Genomic DNA, 20966 nt, shown 5'->3' on the forward strand with positions numbered 1-20966 from the left:
ATTCTACTTACCCAGGATGCTGTGGGTGAAGGTGAACAAGCTTGTCACTACAAACTTGTTATAGTCGTAAGAGTCCTCATCCGAGTCCCCCGCGTTGTATTGCAGGCTTAAGAGCATATTCACATTGCGCTTGAGATCCTTGTTGAAGGCCGCCGTCACAATGGGATTGGTATCAATCCTCGGGCTGGTGGCTTCGTCATAGTTCTGGCTGGAATATTCGCCACGCAGACTGCCATTGAACTTCCACCACGCCGGGAAGGCATAAGTCAGGCCCAGGGCCGACCGTTTATAACGATAGTTGCGCCCTTCCGCCTGATTGATCAGATAGGAAGCATCCAAGGTCAGGGACTTTTCACCCTTCAGATCCAGAATCCACGTCGGCAACAGCGTGAACCCGTAGCGTAGCGCTGTCTGGTCATCATCCCCTACGGACGTTGCCAGCAGCGAACGTTCGTGGGACACATCCAACCGGCCCGCCATCAAAAAATCACTTTGAATCGGCGCTGACAAAGTCGTGTTCACACCCAAAGAACTGATGGCTTCTTTGCGCGTTCCTCCGGTGGGGCTCATAAAGATGCTCTTATAGGTGGGCACCAGCTCCCAGTTCAACGAGCGTTTGGCGTATTCAAACTCTTTATGGAAGGGAAGACTCAGGTCAAACTGCAAAGGATCGGCCGTCTGCAAAGTGGCGTTGTCTTTAAAGCTTGTGTCGGTGCTGTAGTAATCAGACACCCCGATCTGAGTTCCAAAGTCCGAAGTCGGTGTCCGGTTCCAAATCGCCAACGCACTGGCGCCAAAGTTCAGACGATAGGCTTTTACGTCCGTACTGACGTTATTTTCCGCGACGTTTAAAACGTTGCCATCATAGATAGCGCCGATGAATCCGGTGAAACGATACTTCTCTTTTTTGCTTTCATAGAAGGACTGCAGCTTGTCGATCTGGGCCAGCAGGTCTTCGGCGGCACGGTCCATCTGGGGGTCCTGGGAATTGTCCAGGACATACTCCATGCTGGTGCGGGCTTCCGGGAACTTTTGCTGCTGCATTTCGATATTGCCGGCAAAGAAGGACGCTGTCGGACTCAAAACCGGATCATTTTCAGAGCGGATATCAATCAGCTTTTTACGGGCCTTGTCGTAGTCCTTCAGTTTCAAAAGATTCAGGGCCACATAATAGTCTTTTTCCAAAGAAAGCTCCATCGGCACATCGGCCATGGACAGCGTCGCCAGGGATTTGTTGTGATTTCCAACTTTATAAAGACTCACCCCATAGCGGTAATAGTAGGAATCTGATTCAGGATCCAGATCCACCGCGGCGGCGTACTTCTTTTCTGCCTCGACAAAGTTTTTCTGGGTATAGAGCTTGTCAGCTTCGTTGACCAGGGCCGTGGCTTCTTCTTTTTTACGTTTTTTCTCAGCAGCACTCAGGACAGCCTGCTGCTCCAGCAGCGCCGCTCTTTGTTTCGCCTGCTCTTCTTCCAGCATCAGCTGGGTTTTTTCCTGAACACGCTTTTGCTCGCGATCCTGCTTTTCAAGTCTGCGGATGGTTTGCGGCGACATCACTTTTGCTGTGGCCGTGGGCGCTGGTTTTGCCCCCAGATTCTTAGCCGTCGTCTTTTCATTTTCTGCCACGAACTTTGCCAGCTCATCGGCGGATTTAAACAGCACGATGCGCTGAACGGCTCCCCCCGGAACGGCATACGCATAATACGGAGCTTTCCCCGGTGCTGCGAACTCCAGGACCCGAGGACGATTGTCCCCGATAAAGAACTGAATGATAAAGAAGCCCGTCAGGGGCCCACCGGCCCCACCGCGGCGATTCAGCATCACCTGCGCCATCTTGCCGGATTCCGCATCCCGCACGCGCAGAGGCCGGGCGTCTGCCCCGCCCTCGCCGTCCTGCAGTTCAATTTCCAAAGATTGTGTCTGAGAGATTCGTGCATCCAAAGCATAAGCTGAATTCACGATCAAAGTGCCTGCTAATCCCAAAGCTGCCAGTTTCATACGCTGCATTCTCGATGGTTGAGGTGAATATTAACGCGGACGTGGTGTGATGATGACTTTGGTTTTTCCGTTAAGAGTCCGAGTGACATCCTTCAACGTGTCCTGAGTCGGCGCTTTCACCACTGTTGGAGGCGCCAGCACCGGGGCCGCGATCGGCTTGATTTCCTGAGCCATGCCCAGATCCATGTCCTGGCTGTCAATCATCGAAGTGGGTGCCGCAGGCTTGTCAGTGCCCGCCAGCGGAGCTTCCGACGCCACATCACGGGTGTTTGTTCCCGCCTCAACGGTTGCGGTTTCCACAGGGGCCGTCACCGCTGACGCCACTGAATCGCCATCAATTTGTTTTATTTCCTCTTTCGGCAAAGCCTTCGGAGTTTCTGGTGCTGCATTTGGTGCCGCCGTGGTCATCTCGCCCTTTTTAACCATCACGGGATTTCCGACCATTTTACCTTGCGCATTCACTGCCGCCAAAGACACGGCTCCTTTAAAGGTCACAATCGAAGTCATCTGGGTCTTTACATCAAACCCGGCCTGGAACTGAGTTCCCCGCACACCCGCAACCGCGGTTGGCGTCTTGATCTGGAATTTGCTTTTTTCGCCGTCATAGGTTTGTTCAACGTTGCTGCGAATCTTACCGCCAGAAAGTTTGATCTCGACGTTCTTTTTGCCGGTGGCAGCGTCATTCTGATATTGAGTGATTTCAATCGTCGTGTCCGGGCTGAGATTCAGAACGTTGCGGTCCGACATCACGATCTTGGCGCGGGAATCAGCGGCCGTCACGACCTTGTCGCCCTCATATACTTTGGCACCGACTTTGGCTGGAGCGGTTTTTCCTTCTGTGTGAATCTGCACTCCGCCTTTCACAACCATAAAGACACCATACATTTTGTCAGCGGCATGAACCTGAACACACAATAAAAAACAAACAAAGCCAACGACTTTTGCCATTTACGCCATCCTCTAATTATTAAGTACCTCTATAGTTTAGATGAGAAATTCTTGGATTAGAAAAACACTTTGTCACCCGTCTCGGTTTTAGACTGAGGTCTCAGGAATATCACTGGACAATAGGCGTGTTCTGCAAGGTTCCTTTCTGCAATGAAATTTCCCAGACCCAAACAGAGACTGTGTGCGACGCCTTGAAACGGGACGTGATTTTCAGTATTTAGAGGACCTGACAAAAAGCCGACAAGGTCAGTATGAAAAAGAATCATGTTATTGTGATCATGGCCCTTTGGGGACTTACGGGATGCGATCGTCTTTCATTGGATGAATCTTCCAAGGTGAAAATCACCTTCCCTTCCACTCAGACTCTTTCTTCCAAAGTCGAAGCCATGACCACCAGTGGTGACAGCCGCCCGGTACCCACGGGATTTTCCGGAGACCGCCCGATCAACTGCTACATCATTGGCGCCAGTGGTCCTGAAGAAAGCATGCGCAGAAATGTCTGCACCCGCGATGACGGCACCATGACACCCAAACACATCGGTGAATGGGTGGGCGGCGTTCCAGCCGGTGGTTCCATCACCATGGACGTGACCTCAGGGAAAGACCGCGTGATCACCGTTGTGGGCTTTTATGCGCCCGAAGGCACCTGCAAAGACTTTAAAAGCACTTCCGGCCCCAGCGATCTGATGTCGAAGCCCTATATTCTGGGCGAAGTCGGCAAACTGCAACTGTATGCCGGCGAAGAAAAGAAAGTCGACATCGACATCACTTACGACCCGGAAAAATGGTTTGATTCCTGTGACGGTCCGGACTTCCCGGATGATGGCCCGCATGACGGCCCCGGGGGCAATGTCATTCCCACAAAACTTGCCATACACAAGGACTACTTCCCGGCGAACACTCTGACCGCCAATACCTGCAGCAGCTTCGGTGTTTCTTTGCGTGACAATGAAAACCGCGAAGGCTCTTTGGCGTCAGAAACCGTGTTCTCAGTGGCGGCCAACGGCACTCCCCTTGAAATTTACAACTCTTACGATGAATGCTCTCAGAACATCGGCGGCTATTCCACGGCGGTCATCCCGATGGGGGCTCGGTACCAAGATGTGATCGTCAAAGGTCCGTCATCGCCGGGCGCTTTGACAATCTCCACCACGATTTTATCATCCTCTGCCGTGCTGGCAAACCCGACGGCAAACTTCCAGAATATCAGCTCAGGAGACAAAGGCTTTGAACTTGAGGGGGCCCGCTCCATTCTGCCGGATTTGTGTTATCCGTATAACATCAGCCGTCGCTACGTGACCGGCTCCTATGACTACGGCACATCTTCGGCACCAATCACACTGGCACCCTCCAGTGGCTTCACTGTTTACAGTGACTCCACCTGCTCGACTCCGACAAACAGCGCCACGATTGCTCCTTACGCCAAGTCCGTCAATGTCTGGGTCAAAATGACCGGCGCCCAGGGGCAGAACACTCTGACTCTGTCTGGTTCGGGCTATCTCAGTCTGACTCAATCCGTGTATCGCGGCAGCGGCACCAACGCCCCTTGGGGGTTTGAAGTCCGCGGTCATCGTGATGGCCCGACTCGGGGGCAGTGTTATAACTCCGCTTATGAAGCGATCCTGGTGAATCAGTATCACACCGCCGTGCTGGCACCTGCTGCCATGGAAGTGAATCTGGGGCCGGTGAACACAGAGTTCTTTGCAGATAGTGGATGTATGACTCCGACCAGCTCCACTGTTTCTCTGCCTGCGGGTCAATACTCGCTGCCGTTCTATATCAAAACCCATGTCTCTATGATGGTTCCATTATCCGCCACGTCCCCGGGACTGAGCCTGGGCCTCTATGATGTCAATGTGCGAGGTCCTCTGGGCATGGGGGCGAACAACATCCATGTTTCCAACTACAACGGTGTTTGCGCCAAAAGCCCTTACGGCACCTACTGCTGGGGGAATGACAATGGCTCGCGCATTTTGAATGGCGCCTCTTCCATGCCCCAATACGTCAGCCCTGCTGGCGTCGACTGGGACTACATCAAGATGGGCTCTAATTTCGCCTGCGGCATGACTTTGTCCGGCGAGATCAAATGCTGGGGCCAGGGCACCCAAGGGCAATTGGGGAATGGCTCTACTGCGGCGGTCACCACTCCGACGGCGATTTCCGGCGGCGACTATTACATGCAACTTTCTGTCGGCCCCAGCCATGCCTGCGGCATCACCATGTCCAATGTGTTGAAATGCTGGGGCGCCAACAGCGCCAGCCAACTGGGGGATGGAACCACGACCACCCGCCTCAGCCCTGTGATCATTGATTCGGGCACTTCCTACAAATTCGTCTCGACCGGAGGCACCCACACTTGCGGTATCACGATGGCCGATGACTTAAAATGCTGGGGCAACAATCTGGGTGGCAAACTTGGCAATGGCACAACCACCAACTCGATGACGCCGATCCTGATTGATTCTTCGATCAAGTACATGACGATTTCAGCAGGAACTGTCAGCACCTGCGGTATCACCCTGCCGGGATCTCTGAAGTGCTGGGGAGAAAACAGTTTTGGCAACGTCGGCAACGGCACCAGTGGCGGCAATGTCCTGAATCCTGTGGAAATCGATACCGGCGTCAATTACACGTCCGTTTCCGTGGGTGAACAAATGGCCTGCGGCATCGGTGATGGCCAGGTGAAGTGCTGGGGTTTGAACTCTTATGGCCGTTTGGGCCTGGGCGGAGCTGCGGGTGATCAGAATACGCCCGTGCCTGTTTCGATGCTGAGTGCCTGGGGCGCCCCGATGCAAGTTTCCACGGGCTCGGGCACCACGTGCGCCACGACCTCCAACCGTGTGGTGTGCTGGGGCGAGGGTATGGAAGGCGAATTGGGTATAAACACCCCGACGAACGCAACATCCCCGATGGAGCTGATCTATTAGGATTGGCGGCGGCGCGGTCCCCTGTCCATCAACTGGACAGTCAGGCATTTACTTCATCCCCTGCTTCCGGCAGTTGAAATCCTTCCTGTAAATAAGGAAACTGCCCCGATCACAGGGGATGATTTATGCAAAGACCTCACATCATCGGTGTTGCTGGTGGCAGTGGCTCCGGCAAAACACACTTCGCCAAAGAGCTGCAACAACTGCTGGGCGAAGACAACTGCTCCATCATCTACCAGGACAACTACTACATCGACCAATCCGCAAAATTTGACGGCGATGGCGGTTCGGTGAACTTTGATCATCCCTCCAGTCTTGATTTCACTTTGCTCGCACAGGGCTTGCGTGCCCTGAAGTCCGGCCAAAGCCTGAACATCCCGATTTATGATTTTGTCACTCATTCCCGCAAAAAAGAGACCCTTCCAGGCGAACCCAAAAAAGTCATTATCATCGACGGAATCCTGATCCTACACTCTGAAGAAGTCCGCCAGGAACTGGATGAGGCCATCTTCTTTGACACCCCCGAATCCCTGCGCTTTGAGCGCCGTCTGAAACGTGATGTTCACGAACGCGGCAGAACGCCAGAGGGAGTGCGCAAGCAGTTTGAACTGCAAGTGCGCCCCATGCACAATCAGTTTGTCGAGCCCTCCAAAGACCACGCTCACACCATCATCAAGGATCTGGGCGACTACAGCCAGGCCCTGAAACAGTATCAGCAGAAACTTTCAAAAGCCTTCCTGCAGTAAAGGCCACCTGAGAACTGACAGACACAGGACTTTGTCCGGTGACTGTTGGCAGGGTCTTGCACTCACCGATTCCCAAACCCTGAAGTCCACCCCTAATCTGAAGACAGGGGGCAGTTCGGGTGAAATCTTATTTCTCACGTCGATCCTTTCTAAAATCCTCGATGGCTGCGGGAGCACTGGGGCTTCTTAAATCCGAAGACGCTTCGGCCGCCCCTGAAATTCACCGGGTGAATCTGACCATGGACTACACCCGCCTGGCGGATTCCTTTTCCGAACTTGAAAGCTTTTATGAGGTGGTCGTCATCGGCTCCGGCTATGGCGGAGCCATCATGGGCGCACGCTTAAGCCCCCACCATCAAGTCGCCATCTTAGAGCGCGGCCGGGAGTGGCGCCCCGGCGAATACCCCGAGACCTTTCACGAACTCAAAAAACAAATCTATTGCGACAGCCAACCGCTGGGGCTGTTCTCGTATCACACCCATCGTGACATCGATGTTGTCTGCGGCAGCGGCCTGGGAGGAACATCCCTGATCAATGCCGGGGTGGTGATTCGTCCGGATCGGGATTTGTATTCAAAAAAAGGCTGGCCCCAGGAAATTCGCACGGAGGCAGACCAGGGAACTTTTGAAAAATACTATCAGCGCGTTGAAAAGATGCTCCACATCCAGTCACACGATCCACGCAAAACAAAGATCCGCAAAGCCGAAAATCTGCACCACAGCAGCGAGGCTTTGGGGGACCCATTCACCTGGGCGCGAATTGCTGTGAACCTTCACGGCCCCCATCGCAATGAATCCGGCGACACTCAGCCGAAATGCCATATGTGCGGCAATTGCAGCACGGGCTGCAACACGGGAGCTAAAAACACTCTGAATATGAACTATCTGCCCATGGCGAAAAAACACGGCGCCCGAATTTTCACCCAGATGCAGGTCAGCCACATTGAGCGAAACAAACAAGGGAACTATGTTGTCAGAGGCACCCACGTCTCTGCAGGCACGAAAAGGCCTTTTCGCATCGAGGCCCGCAATGTTGTGGTTTCTGCCGGCACCATGGGGTCGAACCAAATCCTGTTGCGCTCTCAGAAGTTGGGCAATCTGAAGTTTTCGCAAGAACTGGGGCAGCACTTTTCCGGCAACGGGGATTTGCTCGGACTGGGTTTTAACGGCGACACCGCGACGGACATGCTGGGAAACTCGAGCGCGAAAATATTCCGGCCGGGTATGATTTCCGGGGCCACCATCTATGGAATCGCCGACTATCGCCAGCGAAAAAACATCTTTGAAAGATTTTTGATCGAAGAAGGCAACATCCCCGGAGCCCTGGTGCAGCTGGCAAGACGCCTTACCACCTTCGTCAAAGCCCCAACCTCGCCGTCAAAGATCTATCGGGCATGGCTTGATTTTATTGACAGCAAGGACTTTGAAAAAGGTTCGATGAATCATTCGATGGTCTATTTTGGCATGGGCCACGACCGGGGCCTGGGACGCCTGGTCCTGAACAGTCAAAACCGCGTCGTGGTTCAGTGGCCCGGCGTGCAGCAGGATCCGATATTCAAGCGCATGATCGCCAAGATAAAACAACACGTCAGCGTCAATAACTCCACCTACGTCAAAAATCCGCGCAGCACTTTTATGGGCGGGAACAACCTGATCACCGTGCACCCGTTGGGCGGATGCTCCATGGGCGATTCTGTCACTGCAGGCGTCGTCAATCATCTGGGCCAGGTCTATCACCCCGAGGGCGGTTTGTACGAAGGTCTTTTTGTGATGGACGGATCGATCATCCCCACCGCCGTCGGGGTCAATCCCCTGCTGACGATTTCTGCCTTGGCGGAACGAGCCGCCGAGCACATCGAACTTCGCTAACGCAAAAACGACGCTTCGACAGCCGAGGGGCTTAGTTTATTTAACAACTCCACAAGCCGGGATACAAACTGGGTCTTTGATTCCTTGTTCAAGAAGAACGGATTCATGATGGTCATACGAAACAAAACCAAACCGGAATCATCCATCTCGATGTTCCACCGCTGGCAGTGGCTTTCAATCAGCTTCTGGTATTCAGGTCTTTTTAAGACTGTCTGAGATACCATAAATTCCCGCGTCACATTGACCGCCTGAACCAGTCTCCCCGTTTGGCGATTCACTTCCGACAGTTTTTGGGCTGAACCCAGATGAACCAGCGAAAGCAGATTCAGCTCCTGAGACTGCAAAATCCTAAGATCTTCACACTGTTCCTGGATTTCTTCCTTCAGCCTGTTCCGAGCCAGGATGGTCCGGCCTAAGATTCGCCCGTATCCGCCGGAATCCATACCAATGGTTTTGGCCGTCATCCACGTGGCCGTAGCCCCCGCCGCAGAGCGGGACCCTTCCAGGGTCTTCATCCACCGATCAATGCCCTTGGTTGGGGATTGGATGTATTTCGCATCAAACGCCGAGACCCGATAGTGAATTTGATCCGGAACCACGAAAGCACCACAGGCATACGGTACATACCCAAGCTTGTGGGGATCCAGAGTCACAGAGTCCGCCTTTGCCATCGCCGCCAGAGCCTGAGCAATAGCCGGATCAAGATTTTCACTTTTACCGTCCTTCAAAAGACTGCAGAAGTATCCACCATAGGCCGCATCCACGTGATGCCACAGATGCTGGTTGTGCTGAGCTTTCAGTTGCCCAAGATAGTCTTGAACGGCATCCACCGGATCACACTGCCCAAGTTCTGTTGTTCCGGCCACCGAGACCACCATCAGAATGGGACGATCCTCGGCCAGCGCCTTTTCAACTTCCGTGCGCAAAGACTCCACATCCAAAATCCCCTGCGCATCCAAAGCAATCGGTCGGAAGGCCGTTTCTCCAAAACCCAATAGAGAAACACCTTTCAGCCACGAGTAATGCTTGGAGTCCGGAACCAGAACAACCGGCCCTTCATAGGGATGACCAAAGGCCTCTTCATAAACTCTTGCGACCTTCCAGGGACCCTGGGCCACCGCACTGTATTGTTTTAGTTCCATTTCAGGAACCTGATATTCGCGCAGGTATTTTTCATAGGCCTGCCATCCCATATGAGCCGCTTCCGAAAACTTCAGCTTCGTGAACCCTTTCAGATTCAGAAAACAGCCCAATGACAGAAAATGATCCATGCGATACCGGGCCCGCCACAGAGCCTCGATATTGGCCACCGTGCCGCCGGAAGTAAAATGCCCGGTGGCTTCACTCGCATCAAATCCGATCATCTTTGCCAGCTCCAGAATGGCTTCGTTTTCAATCACCGCCCCCACGCGGGCGGCTTCAGTCGAAATGTTATTGGGATTGTGCAAAAGAGCGACAAAGTGTCCGAACAGGGCCGGCAAAGAGATCTCTGAATACATGTGCCCGACGTACCGGGGCGAAAACTGCGGAATCTCGGCCTCAAAGCGATGACACAGGTCCTGAAGGACCTGTTGTGTCTTCTCACGGCGACTTTGAAACTCTCCACTTTTTTGATCTGATCGGGAGATGGCCTTGCCATCGTCAGGAAAAAGATCCTGCCTCCACTGAAACCAATGATCCAGAACAGCCAGCATCTCATGCCGAACCCAATCCGCATTTTCAGACTGCGGTCCCAGAAAAAAACTTTTTAGCGCCGCTTCTTCAGGTGAACACTTTTCTGCCATAGTACCTTCTTCCCGCGAATGGCGACAAAAAGAAATGACCAAGATCATGTTTCTTCGTTTTTAGAGTTTGAAATCCACTCCGGGGGCGGAGACTGCGGACGGAAGCCCTTTCAATTGGTTGTTATTTGTCCAGATTCCCGAAAGGAAATTTGTGATTCACCAGACTAAAAAGTAATTTCCGCAAATACCTTTCAGGAGACAAAGCATGAAAATCTTTTCGATCTTATACATAGCCGCTGTGACCTCCACAGCCTTCGCACAAGAGGCCCCAGCCACCAGCCCCGATGTCGTAAATCTTCCGACAATTCAGGTGCTCAGCGAGAGACAGGAGGAAGTGCTAAAAACCCCTGGTGCCGTCACCGTGGTCACCCAGGATGAACTTAAAAAAAACAAACCAACCAGTGCGCAGGATGCCGTCAAAAGAACCGCTGGCGCCAACGTGATCGAAGCCGAAGGTGTGGCCTATATCGGGATGCGCGGCCTAAGCCCGGACGGAAGCCGCAAGGTTCTTCTGCTTGAAGACGGCGCTCCTCTGGCACTGGGGCCCTATATCGACTCTTCAGCATACTATGCGCCGATCGTTGAACGGATGGAACGCATTGACATCCGCAAAGGCAGCAGCTCGCTGGCCTTTGGCCCTTCCACCATTGGCGGAGTCATCAACTATCTGACCAAAAATCCCACAAAGGATCATGGCAATGCGGTGACATTGACAGGTGGTTCCCGGGATTATAAAGCCCTCTTGATCGAAGGCAGTTCCGTGAAAGACGGCACCGGATTGTTGTTAAATATTTTTGCCAAGGACGGAAACGGTTCCCGCGACAACAGTCATTTCAAAACTCAGGATGTGCTGGTGAAGTATGGTGGGGCGCTGTCGGACAAAAGTTATATCGGCATCAAATTGAGCCACTATAAAAGCGAAGCACAACTGACTTATCTGGGCCTGACCCAGAAACTGTATGAAGAGGACCCTTATCAGAATCCGGCGAAAGATGACATTCTTTATATCAATCGCTATGAAATGAATCTGACCCATGACTATCAGATCAACGGCGACTCCCGATTGGCGACGCTGTTTTACGTCAATCAGACCGCGCGAGACTGGTGGAGACAGAATTTCTCAAAGGACGGCGCGGGCAACATCAGTATGACCGCCGGGAACAAAGGGCGCAATCGCACCTTTGATGTCGCCGGCATCGACAGCCGCTACTTCCTGAACTGGAATGCGGGTGAAGTCACCAACGACCTGCAAGTGGGCTTGCGCCTGCACACCGAAGACATGCGCAACGTCGAGGTCAAAGGCGCCACCTCCACGTCCCGATCCGGAGTCATTGATACTGACGACAAACGTTTTGCGGATGCACAGACATTGTATGCTGAAAACGCCTTTAATCTGGAACGCTGGACCATCACACCAGGAGTGCGCATTGAATCCTATCGACAAAGCCGGATGATCTATCGAAAATCATCTGCCGATTTCAATCAGGGATCTGCCACCAGAAACACCGAGTATCTGGGCGGCATGGGTGCCGCTTATGAGCTGACAAAGCAAGAGTTTCTGTTTGCCGGAGTTCACCAGGGGTTCGCTCCTCCAAGAGTGCAGGATTCCATCGACAACAATGGCCAAGCCGTGGATTTAAGCGCGGAAAGAAGCGTGAATGTCGAGCTTGGGTATCGCAGCCAGCGGGACAACTTCCAGATGGAAGCAGCCCTGTTCCAGCTGGATTTTTCAAACCAGCTGATTCAGGCTACAGAATCCGGCGGGGCTTCAAGCACACTGACAAACGGCGGAAAAACTTTGCACCAGGGACTTGAACTTTCAACCCGCTACAGTCCCGAGTTTGATCGCTCTTTGATCATCGACGTCAATGCCACTTACCTGCCCGTGGCAAAGTTTAACAGCACCCGAATTATTTCCTCTGAAGACCGCAATGGCAATCGCCTGCCCTATGCCCCCGAATACATGTTCAACGCGGCCCTGGGATACAAACGTCAAGCCTGGTTCACTCAGCTGCAATATGCCTTCGTCAGTGAACAGTACGCCGATGCTGAAAACACGGTGGAAGGTTCCGTGGATGGAATGCGTGGTGTGCTGCCGGCCTATGGGCTGTTTCACCTGACCGGCGAATACCAGGCAACACGGGATCTGACTTTGGAGCTGTCAGTGCGAAATCTGGCGGACACCACCTACATCGCCTCAAGGGCCCCTCAGGGAATCTTTCCTGGGATGCGCCGGACCGCCTTTCTGGGACTGAAAACAGAATTCTAAACATGCTTTAAAAGCTCTGATGCAATTGCGCGGAATTTACAGTATCCTTGTAACAGGTACTCAAACTTCAACGGAAGGATGAGAAATGGCAGAACCAAAGTCCTATGCCACAGGCATCGCCAATTCACTGTTGGATCTGGTCAGTCAGATCCCCGACTCTCCACACAAGGCATCCAACACTCCGGTTAAAGATTCCGCGCAAGTGATCAAGTCCGCCTCTTTGCGAGCGGCCAGTGTGTCGGCGGCGTTGGCCATTCCACCGGGGCCCTTTGGCATGATGACAATTCTTCCTGATTTGATTTTGATCTGGCGAATTCAAGCTCAGATGGTTTCAGATATTGCGGCCATTCATGGCAAAACAGGATTTTTGACCAGAGAAGCTTTGCTGTTTTGCCTGTTCAAACACGGCGCCAGCCAACTTTTCCGCGACATCGTCGTGCGCGTCGGTGAACGCTATGTTCTGCGCAAGACCAGCCTGCGCATGGTGCAAAGATTGTGTGAAAGACTGGGCCTGCGGGTCAGCCAACGAATGCTGGGGGCGACGATCTCGCGCTGGATTCCAGTGGCCGGAGCCGTTGCCGTCGGCTGGTATACACGCTATGATACTCAACAGGTCGGTCAGTCGGCCCTGGATTTATTTTCTAAAGACATCGACACCGATGAAATGAAAGATGTCACCGAGTCAGAAAGGAATCTGCCTTGAAAAAAGCAACCCTGTTACCCCTGATCTGCCTGTGTTTGTGGGGCTGCGCCCACAGCGAAACGACCCCTGAGGAGACCCGCATGCAAAACACCTCGGCCCCTGCTGCCAACTTCAAAGACATCCGCTGGGAACTGGTCGAGCTGATGGGGCAACCCGTGAAATACTCCAACACGGATTCGCAAAAGGTCTACATTCAGTTCAACAGCGGCGACAACCGCGTCAACGGCAATGATGGCTGCAACAATTTCACCGGAGCTTATGAAGAAACTCCGGGCCAGCGTCTGTTCATCTCAAAGCTGGCTTCCACCAAAAAATTCTGTGTGAAAATGCCGACGGAAGATAACTTCGGCGAAGTTTTGCAAGGAGTCGACAACTACACCGTGGATGGAGACCACTTAAGCCTGAATAAAGCGCGCATCGCGCCTCTGGCCCGTTTTAAAGCCGTCAGCAAATGAAGCTTTCATTGATTCTGCTGGGGGCCGCTCTGTGGGCGACACCGCCCGTGCAGGTGCCCTCGAAATTCTCAGGCCACAAAGGCAAGGACATCGTCTATCAGGGGCTGACTGAGGACTTTGTCCCCTTCAACTATCAGGAAGATGGCGACGTGAAAGGTTCGGCCACGGAGGTCGCAAAAGAGGCCTTTAAACGCGCAAAGCTCAAAGTGTCCTTTGCTGTGTGGCCCTGGGCCCGGGCCTATAAGGCGGCCCTGGAAAAACCCAAACACTTTGTCTACTCCACCTCTCGCACGCAAGAGCGCGAAAAACTTTTCAAATGGGTGGGCCCCATCGTGAAAGATGAAGTCCATCTGGCCTGCCTGGAAGGGGCTGACTTCGTCCCCCACCCGGACTTTACCACCTTCAAATCCCACACCGTCGCGGGCCAGTATGGTGACGCCCCGATTGAGTTTTTGCAAAAGCACGGCTTTAAAATCACCATCTATCGCGAAGAAGACGAACGCATGCAGGCCTTTAAAAAGGGCCGCATCCCGCTGGACATCGTGACGACGGGAAGCCAGAAATCCTATGAAACCAAATGGAATGTCAAATACAAGAAGCTGGCCTACTTGTACTCTACAGATTACTGGCTGGCATTTCATCCCAGCACGCCTGATGCCGTCATCGAAGCCCTGAACAGCGCCTTGGAATCCATGCGCAAAGACGGCACCCTTAAAAATATCACCGCTAAGTACTAGCTTCCGCGGCCTTGATATGTTTTAACTGACCTATGAGTACTGAATCCAAATGCCCTAAATGCAATTCCGAACATGTTTATCAAGACGGCAACCTTTGGGTTTGCCCAGAGTGCGCCCACGAATGGAGCGCCCACGCCTCTGCCGCTCCGGTGGAAGAAGAAACCGCTGACAATGTAATCAAAGATGCCAACGGCAACATTCTTCAGGATGGTGATACAGTCGTGGTGATCAAAGATCTGAAGATCAAAGGATCTTCGTCGGTGGTCAAAGTTGGAACCAAAGTAAAAAACATCCGCCTGCAATCCGGTGGTGACGGTCACGACATTGCCTGCAAGATCGATGGCTTTGGGGCGATGAACCTCAAGTCAGAGTTCGTAAAGAAGGCGTAATGACCCGAATTCTGATTCTGACCGCCATGAAAGAAGAACTGAAAGACGTCGCGGGCCTGCCTGCGACGCCCACAACTTCTTTGGCGCCTTTTGCAGTCCCGGTGTGGAAGCTGCAAAGGAATGAAGCAGAAATTCTTATCGCTCAAACCGGCATCGGCCCCATCAATGCCAGCTCGGTTCTGACGTCATTTCTTAGCAACCACAAATTCGATGTCGTCCTGCTGCTGGGTTTGGGGGGTGCTGTTGATCCGGCATTAAAGCTTGGTGATGTTTGCATCGCCACAGACGTCATTCAGCACGATGCCGTCTGCTCGTCTGATCACGGTCTGGAATACATGGCCAGTGGTGAACTGCACCTGTCCCTGCCTAAAGAAAAGCGCAAACCGCTCAAGATCAAAGCTTCAACGCATTGGAATCAAAAGATCGACAGCCTTTTGAAAAACCAGCCCGGCACCGTACACCATGGAATTGTTTTATCCGGGTCCGAGTTTGTCGGCGGCACCGTTCGCAAGAACTTGCTCAAGCGCACGTTTGCTGATGCCCTGTTGGTTGATATGGAGGCGTGTTCTGTCGCTTATCTTTGCGAAAAAGCCCAGGTGCCTTTTGTGATCGCAAAAACAGTGGCTGACACCACCCACAGCAAACCCACTGAGGAATACGTCAATTTCCTGACTTCCAGTCAGAAAAAAACCGCCGACATCATCGACGGCCTGCTGGCTTAATCCGAATTTTTTTTAGTCTATTCCAAGACCGGATGTTTGCCGTGCACTTGATCTTTGGGAAGTGCATTAAAGTGCCACCACTCGTGCTCCAGCACTTTGAATCCCTGATCTTCCATCAGACTTCGCAACAGCAGGCGGTTTTGCAGTTGGGCTTGCGTCAACTCGCCGGACTGCAAAAACTGCTTTTCCAGTTTCGGCTGAGCCAGGTCGCGGAAGTCATCAAAACCTGTGCCCATGTCCAAAGCGACGCCCTCTTTGGTTTGCAGGCTCAAATCCATCGCCATGCCAAAGTTATGAAGCGAGCCTGGATAGGGGGCCGCCACATAGTTCTGAAAAGGTGTTCCCGCCAGATGATCATAGAACTGCGCCTGAATGCTGCGTGGACGAAGGGCATCCCAAACCAGAAACTGCAAATCCGGATGCTTTTCACGCAAGACCGCACAGGCCTTCATGAACATCTCATAGGCCACGGGGGAAACAAAACAACGGTCAAAACCTTTATAAATATCCACATTCATAAAGTTGTCGTCAGTGGCGTATTTCATATCCAGAAAAACTTCCGCAGAAGGTTTGATCTCTTTGAAGTTTTCTTCGATCCAGGCAATTTGATTTACAAAAGAAGTCATGACTTAACCGTACCCGACGAACGGGCCTTCCTCAAGAGCTTGTCGGCAGAATAAACCGTTGCGATAGACACAAAGGCCGCCGCCCCCAAACCACCGCCAAAGCCTCGCGCAAAGGGAATCAGAAAGAAATAGATCAGACCATAAATCTGACTGGCCAGGAACACTCGCTTCCAGCCCATGCGCGATCTATCGGTCATCCCGACGAAGGTGGCTCCAAAAAAGGCGGCTTGTAAAACCCCGACAAAGGGAAGATTGAACAGGGCCAGGATTCCCGCAAACACCAACGTCAGTCCACTGGACGCTCGCACAGTCGGGACATGATAGCGATGAATTAAGAAAAAAGTCAGTTCTGCGCCCAAGAACGATAGCAGCATCACCAGAAAGATCATCATAGCCAGTGCCTCATCGCCCACCCCAAGAGGGATGAAATAAACGCAATCAACCCCAGACGACCGCCCATCCCTTTAAAATAGGGACTGATTAAAAAGTAAAGGGTTGAGCCCAACACCGAGACCCACAGAATCTGCCAGGGGCCGGCTTCCACCACCCGTGAACCCATGGCAATAAAAGCACCCATGTAAATGGTGGCGTGAACATGGGTCCTTTCAATGCGTTTGGTGTCCGGGATGAAGGTCCCCAAAAAACCCGTCAATGCGGCAGCCACCACCGCGCGCATCTGAAACTGAGACTGCAGAAAAAAACAGAAGAAACTTCCCGACAAAAAGGCACTGAACTTTAATGCCCAAAGCTCAAAATATTTTAATGACCCGACCAATGAAAACCTCGATCCGAAAAAGGTACCAGACCGCTGTTTGCTTGCATACTGCGAAATGTCGGGCGTGGGCTTAGAATAAGGCTACAAAACAGGAGGAGTTATGAGAACCCTTGGCGCCTTCTTAATGGCAACCTTTATGGCCTTCCCCACTTTCGCCGCTGAAACCACCACCCCGGCTCCCCAGGACATCAGCTATTTAAGTATTGAGTTTGGCGAAGCCCCTTTGGATGAAACAATCTGGGTGGAAATCGGTATCAATGCCCCCAGCGACAAAGCTCTGAAGATCGATGAACTGTCGATCTTTGGGGAAATGTACACCGCGACCACCAACTGCGGCGACACCGTCGATCCGGATAAGTACTGCGTGATCGATCTGTACTTCACCCCCAAAACACTGGGTGAGCACTATGGCGAGATGTACATCGGAACCAGCGAAGGCAACATCCTGCTAAAACTTTATGGCTCCGGAGTCGAAGCCGCCCCGGAATGATTTAGCGAACACAAAGATAATTCAACCGCTCTGTGGGGTTAAGATTCGTGGCGCTGATGGATTGACTCCACGGCGCCACATACACGCGGGCTGATTCCACCGACCAATAATCCGAACTCACGCCGTTATGGCCGACAGAAACACCTCCGCCATAGTCTCCGAGCGTGGCCACGGCCACCAGTTCTTTTTCCGTGCTCACACGGCCTCCACGCACTTCACAGGCGATCAGGCTTTGTTTGTAAAGTTCAGACATCTTTGCGGCTGTCGGTCGGTAAATCGCGCCCTGATAAAGCAGCGTCAAATTTTTGCCATAGATCCTGGCTTGGGTTGGAAAGCGGGTTTTTTGAAATTCATGAAAAACGTCCTGCGCCAATGTTTCGGTGATTTCAAAAGCGTCACCTGCGGCCTCAAAACTCTGGGTTTCACCGGTGGCCAGATTTTCCACCGTCACGGTGGCATGCATCCCCCGATGGCCAAAAGCCCGAAGCGTGTAGGTTCCACTGATCAGGATGTCACAGGATTCCTGGGGCACTCTTTCCACAAACCGCAAATGGCGAACTGAAGGGTTGTGAAGACGATAGAGCTGATCCAGCTGCGACTTAAAACTGACCTCCAGCGTGTCCCCCAGGGCTTTATCCCGCACCGGGTGCTGCGTTGTCAGTTCGACAAACTGAATGCGCGAATAAACTTTGTAGCCCCTTTGAGGCAGAGGCAAAGGGCCCTGCGAAGCCGTTGCCGCCATCGACGATAAAACAATTAAAACGCCTGTCACCAAGCAAGAGATAAATTGATTCATAGAGGCTCCTACAAGGCCTGATTATGCCTCGTAGAATCAATGAAACTCAAACTGTTATAGGACACCCAGGGCAGTGAAAATCACACCGCGACATCTCAAAATTAGATTCTTATTCTTTGCTGTGCTTTCGCAGAACAGCTTCAAGCGTGGCCATGGTCAAAGGCTTTGCCAGGAAGTCCGTCATCCCGACCTGCACGCAGCGGTCCTTTTCTTCGGCGATCTCGCTTGCGGTCATGGCGATGATGGGCAAAGTTTTAAACTTGGGATTTGCGCGGATAGTCTGGGTGGCAAGAAATCCATCCATCTCCGGCATGTGGCAGTCCATCAGTATCAAGTCAAAGGCCGTGGCCTGAAGCTCTTCAACGGCTCGCTTGCCATTTTCCACCATGGTGATGTTATGCCCAAGTTTTACCAACATGCCGCGAACAATCAACTGATTGACGGTGTTGTCTTCGGCCACAAGAACATGCAAGGGCTTCATGGCAGGTCCTGAATTTCTTCAAAGGATTTCATCAAAAGCTTCAGTTCAAAGGCAAATTCCTGGATCTGAATTTGAAGAATGGCGAACTGCTCTTTGAGCTGTTCGTGACTCCAGTCTTCGGTGTGGATCTCTAAAATCCGCGCGGTTTCAGCCACATCCGGTCGGTGGAAATTTATCAGGGAGCCTTTTAGTTTGTGAGTCGCGGCAAAGGCTTTCTGACGATCCAGGTTTTCGATGAACGCCTGAAGCTCTTCAAGTTCTTCGGCGTACTCATACAAAAAGGCGTCTGCCGCGGCGGAAAAGATCGAAAAATTCCCCAAAAAACGCGTGTCCAGCATCTGACTGAGAAGCCTCGGATCCAAACCCGAGGCCACCACCTCAGGGCAAAGTCTTCTGATTTTTTCTTCAGTGTGGGTCATGCGGCATCCTTTATTAAAAGCATACCGCAAACAACGCTGGCGACAACAAGTATCCTGAAGTGATCCGGATGAAAAACTAGAACTGCGCTTTCTTAAGAGTCTCTTTGACTTCGATGGACGTTTTCAGCTCGCCATCACAGAAGTCACCACCGCAGGCTTTGCGCATTTTGTCTTCGTCGATGAACATTTGGTTCGTGTCGATCGTGTAAGTGATATCCTGGATTCCGGCTTCGTCACGATACACTTGAGCTTTGATTTCATAGATGCCGGCAGATTTGCGAACCGCCGATGCAAAAGACAGAACATGATCGATGGGGAAGCTTGTCGAAACATTACCCATTTCAGCAAAGGCCGTAAACGTCAGATAGATGGAAGCTGTCGGGCTGACATCCGTGGATTTACCATGATCAGTCACAACCACACTCACTGTTTTTGTGACAGAGTCCCGCTCCACCTTCGCCAGTTGCACAACCTGGGACACAGACGACACTGGGATTTGTTTGTCGTCAGAGGCAATCGATTTCGCCTGGGCAGAAACAGAGGTCAGCAAAGCTGCGATCGGAAGCAATAGAGCCTTTTTCACGGGGATCTCCTTGGGTTTGTTTGATGGACAGCAAGGTAACTGTTCCGTTGCCAAACCGAAAGAGGGCTTATGATGGATTGCGAATTTGTACAAAAAGGACTGCCCAAATCCGTCGTTTTGGCAGTCCTTTTAACGAAATTACCCAGAGCCTATGTCAGAACTGCAAGGTCCGCGGGGTTAAAGCCTTTAAGCTCGTTTGTGCGCGCCTCTTTGACTTTTTTCACCCACTGCGGATCCGTCAAAAGCGCCCGGCCCACAGCGACCAGGTCAAAGTCCCCGCGATCCAATCGGCGGGTCAGCTCTTCAAGACCACCGACTTCAGCCCCCTGCCCGCGGAAGCTGTTTAAGAAGTCCCCGCCGCTCAGACCGATGGACCCCACGGTGATGGTGGGTTTACCGGTGATTTTCTTAGCCCAGCCGGCGAAATTCAAATCCGAATCCGCGAACTCAGGTTCCCAGAATCTTCTTTGAGAGCAGTGGAAGATATCCACGCCCGCTTCAGAAAGTGGCAGCAGCCACTCTTCCATTTCTTTCGGAGTCGTTGCGACCTTGGCGTTATAGTCTTGTTGTTTCCACTGCGACAGGCGCAAGATCACCGGGAAGTCCGCACCCACTTTCGCACGAACGGCTTTCACCACTTCCACGGCAAAGGTATTTCTAGCCGCGATCGTGTTTCCACCAAAACGATCCGTGCGGGTGTTCATCCCCGGCCAGAAGAACTGATCAATCAGATACCCGTGGGCCCCGTGCAGTTCGACGGTGTCAAAGCCCAGGTTCTTGGCATCCAAGGCGGCTTGGGCATAGGCGTTGATGGTGTTTTGAATGTCTTCCAAAGTCATCTCGGCCGGACCTTCAAACGCGGCCTTAGGCAGCCAGCCTGAGGAGCTGGGTTTCATTTTTCCCATGTGCCAGATTTGGGGTGCCATCTTGCCGCCAGCGCTGTGAACGGCTTGGATCACGGCTTGCCATTGATGCAGGGACTTTTCTCCGTGAAAGTGCGGGACGTCTTTTTCATTTGAAGATGCGGGACGATTGATCACGGTGCCTTCAGACAGAATCAATCCCACCTCGCCTTCGGCGCGGCGTTGATAGTACTTGGCGACGTCTTCGGTCGGTACACCATCGGGGGATTTTTGGCGTGTCATGGGCGCCATGACGATGCGATTTTTTAAGGTGAGGCCTTTGAATTGAAAGGGCTGGAAAAGGGCATGGTTGTTCATCGAAGCTCCTTAAGGGAAAGTCCTTGA

At 52.4% G+C, this 20966-nt stretch carries 21 protein-coding genes; 10 read left to right on the top strand and 11 right to left on the bottom strand.

Annotated features, from left to right (window positions below; genetic code table 11):
* Window positions 1–3 precede the first annotated feature (3 nt).
* A complete protein-coding gene (locus tag BD_RS12065) occupies window positions 4–2001 on the bottom strand; it encodes a tetratricopeptide repeat protein (RefSeq protein WP_231839165.1) in 1998 nt (665 codons plus the stop codon).
* Window positions 2002–2031: 30 nt separating this feature from the next.
* The gene (locus tag BD_RS12070) at window positions 2032–2949 is read right to left on the bottom strand and encodes a FecR family protein (RefSeq protein ID WP_011165038.1); all 918 of its coding nucleotides are present in this window, start codon (window positions 2947–2949) and stop codon (window positions 2032–2034) included.
* A 251-nt stretch (window positions 2950–3200) separates the two neighbouring features.
* Here BD_RS12070 and BD_RS12075 point away from each other — a divergent pair, with 251 nt between their 5' ends.
* From BD_RS12075 to BD_RS12085, 3 genes are all read left to right on the top strand, one after another.
* On the top strand, window positions 3201–5876 hold the full coding sequence (locus tag BD_RS12075; RefSeq protein WP_011165040.1) for an RCC1 domain-containing protein: 2676 nt from the start codon (window positions 3201–3203) through the stop codon (window positions 5874–5876).
* 125 nt (window positions 5877–6001) lie between these two features.
* Window positions 6002–6622 (top strand): uridine kinase, encoded by a 621-nt coding sequence (udk, locus tag BD_RS12080; protein WP_011165041.1) that lies wholly within the window; start codon window positions 6002–6004, stop codon window positions 6620–6622.
* A 161-nt stretch (window positions 6623–6783) separates the two neighbouring features.
* The gene (locus BD_RS12085; RefSeq protein WP_231839166.1) at window positions 6784–8490 is read left to right on the top strand and encodes a GMC family oxidoreductase N-terminal domain-containing protein; all 1707 of its coding nucleotides are present in this window, start codon (window positions 6784–6786) and stop codon (window positions 8488–8490) included.
* Here the strand turns inward: BD_RS12085 and BD_RS12090 are convergent.
* A complete protein-coding gene (locus tag BD_RS12090; protein ID WP_050792922.1) occupies window positions 8487–10274 on the bottom strand; it encodes a pyridoxal phosphate-dependent decarboxylase family protein in 1788 nt (595 codons plus the stop codon). The genes BD_RS12085 and BD_RS12090 overlap by 4 nt on opposite strands.
* 205 nt (window positions 10275–10479) lie before the next feature.
* Here BD_RS12090 and BD_RS12095 point away from each other — a divergent pair, with 205 nt between their 5' ends.
* The 6 genes from BD_RS12095 to mtnN all read left to right on the top strand — a co-directional run bounded on the left by BD_RS12095 (window position 10480) and on the right by mtnN (window position 15549).
* Window positions 10480–12543, top strand: a complete 2064-nt coding sequence (locus BD_RS12095) for a TonB-dependent receptor family protein (RefSeq protein WP_011165044.1) — start codon at window positions 10480–10482, stop codon at window positions 12541–12543.
* A gap of 85 nt (window positions 12544–12628) precedes the next feature.
* Entirely contained in the window at window positions 12629–13246 is a 618-nt protein-coding gene (locus BD_RS12100; RefSeq protein ID WP_011165045.1) for a hypothetical protein, read from the top strand.
* Between the two features lie 80 nt (window positions 13247–13326).
* Window positions 13327–13701 (top strand): META domain-containing protein, encoded by a 375-nt coding sequence (locus BD_RS12105; RefSeq protein WP_011165046.1) that lies wholly within the window; start codon window positions 13327–13329, stop codon window positions 13699–13701.
* The gene (locus BD_RS12110) at window positions 13698–14438 is read left to right on the top strand and encodes a substrate-binding periplasmic protein (RefSeq protein WP_011165047.1); all 741 of its coding nucleotides are present in this window, start codon (window positions 13698–13700) and stop codon (window positions 14436–14438) included. Before BD_RS12105 ends, BD_RS12110 begins: the two co-directional genes overlap by 4 nt.
* 32 nt (window positions 14439–14470) lie before the next feature.
* The gene (locus tag BD_RS12115) at window positions 14471–14827 is read left to right on the top strand and encodes a zinc ribbon domain-containing protein YjdM (RefSeq protein ID WP_011165048.1); all 357 of its coding nucleotides are present in this window, start codon (window positions 14471–14473) and stop codon (window positions 14825–14827) included.
* Window positions 14827–15549: a 5'-methylthioadenosine/S-adenosylhomocysteine nucleosidase gene (gene mtnN / locus BD_RS12120; protein ID WP_011165049.1), complete on the top strand. Its 723-nt coding sequence runs from the start codon at window positions 14827–14829 to the stop codon at window positions 15547–15549. The genes BD_RS12115 and mtnN overlap by 1 nt, the downstream gene beginning before the upstream one ends.
* 17 nt (window positions 15550–15566) lie before the next feature.
* Here mtnN and BD_RS12125 read toward each other — a convergent pair whose 3' ends face one another.
* From BD_RS12125 to BD_RS12135, 3 genes are read right to left on the bottom strand one after another with little or no spacing between them, the layout of a single operon-like run.
* The gene (locus BD_RS12125; RefSeq protein ID WP_011165050.1) at window positions 15567–16175 is read right to left on the bottom strand and encodes a M15 family metallopeptidase; all 609 of its coding nucleotides are present in this window, start codon (window positions 16173–16175) and stop codon (window positions 15567–15569) included.
* The gene (locus BD_RS12130; protein ID WP_011165051.1) at window positions 16172–16567 is read right to left on the bottom strand and encodes a hypothetical protein; all 396 of its coding nucleotides are present in this window, start codon (window positions 16565–16567) and stop codon (window positions 16172–16174) included. The genes BD_RS12125 and BD_RS12130 overlap by 4 nt, the downstream gene beginning before the upstream one ends.
* On the bottom strand, window positions 16564–16851 hold the full coding sequence (locus BD_RS12135; RefSeq protein ID WP_231839167.1) for a hypothetical protein: 288 nt from the start codon (window positions 16849–16851) through the stop codon (window positions 16564–16566). Before BD_RS12135 ends, BD_RS12130 begins: the two co-directional genes overlap by 4 nt.
* A gap of 199 nt (window positions 16852–17050) precedes the next feature.
* On the opposite strand from BD_RS12135, the gene BD_RS12140 reads away from it, so the two are divergent.
* The gene (locus BD_RS12140; RefSeq protein ID WP_011165053.1) at window positions 17051–17440 is read left to right on the top strand and encodes a hypothetical protein; all 390 of its coding nucleotides are present in this window, start codon (window positions 17051–17053) and stop codon (window positions 17438–17440) included.
* Window position 17441: 1 nt separating this feature from the next.
* Here the strand turns inward: BD_RS12140 and BD_RS12145 are convergent, their stop codons facing one another.
* From BD_RS12145 to BD_RS12165, 5 genes are all read right to left on the bottom strand, one after another.
* On the bottom strand, window positions 17442–18236 hold the full coding sequence (locus BD_RS12145) for a hypothetical protein (protein ID WP_011165054.1): 795 nt from the start codon (window positions 18234–18236) through the stop codon (window positions 17442–17444).
* A 109-nt stretch (window positions 18237–18345) separates the two neighbouring features.
* Window positions 18346–18717 carry a response regulator gene (locus BD_RS12150; RefSeq protein ID WP_011165055.1) on the bottom strand — a complete coding sequence of 124 codons (372 nt, stop codon included), beginning with the start codon at window positions 18715–18717 and terminating at the stop codon, window positions 18346–18348.
* A complete protein-coding gene (locus BD_RS12155; RefSeq protein ID WP_011165056.1) occupies window positions 18714–19136 on the bottom strand; it encodes an Hpt domain-containing protein in 423 nt (140 codons plus the stop codon). Before BD_RS12155 ends, BD_RS12150 begins: the two co-directional genes overlap by 4 nt.
* Before the next feature lie 76 nt (window positions 19137–19212).
* Complete coding sequence (locus BD_RS12160) at window positions 19213–19719, bottom strand: hypothetical protein (protein WP_157865706.1); 507 nt, start codon at window positions 19717–19719, stop codon at window positions 19213–19215.
* A 149-nt stretch (window positions 19720–19868) separates the two neighbouring features.
* Window positions 19869–20939, bottom strand: a complete 1071-nt coding sequence (locus tag BD_RS12165; RefSeq protein WP_011165058.1) for an NADH:flavin oxidoreductase — start codon at window positions 20937–20939, stop codon at window positions 19869–19871.
* Window positions 20940–20966: the final 27 nt, after the last annotated feature.

The organism is Bdellovibrio bacteriovorus HD100 (genome assembly GCF_000196175.1).
Taxonomy (GTDB): domain Bacteria; phylum Bdellovibrionota; class Bdellovibrionia; order Bdellovibrionales; family Bdellovibrionaceae; genus Bdellovibrio; species Bdellovibrio bacteriovorus.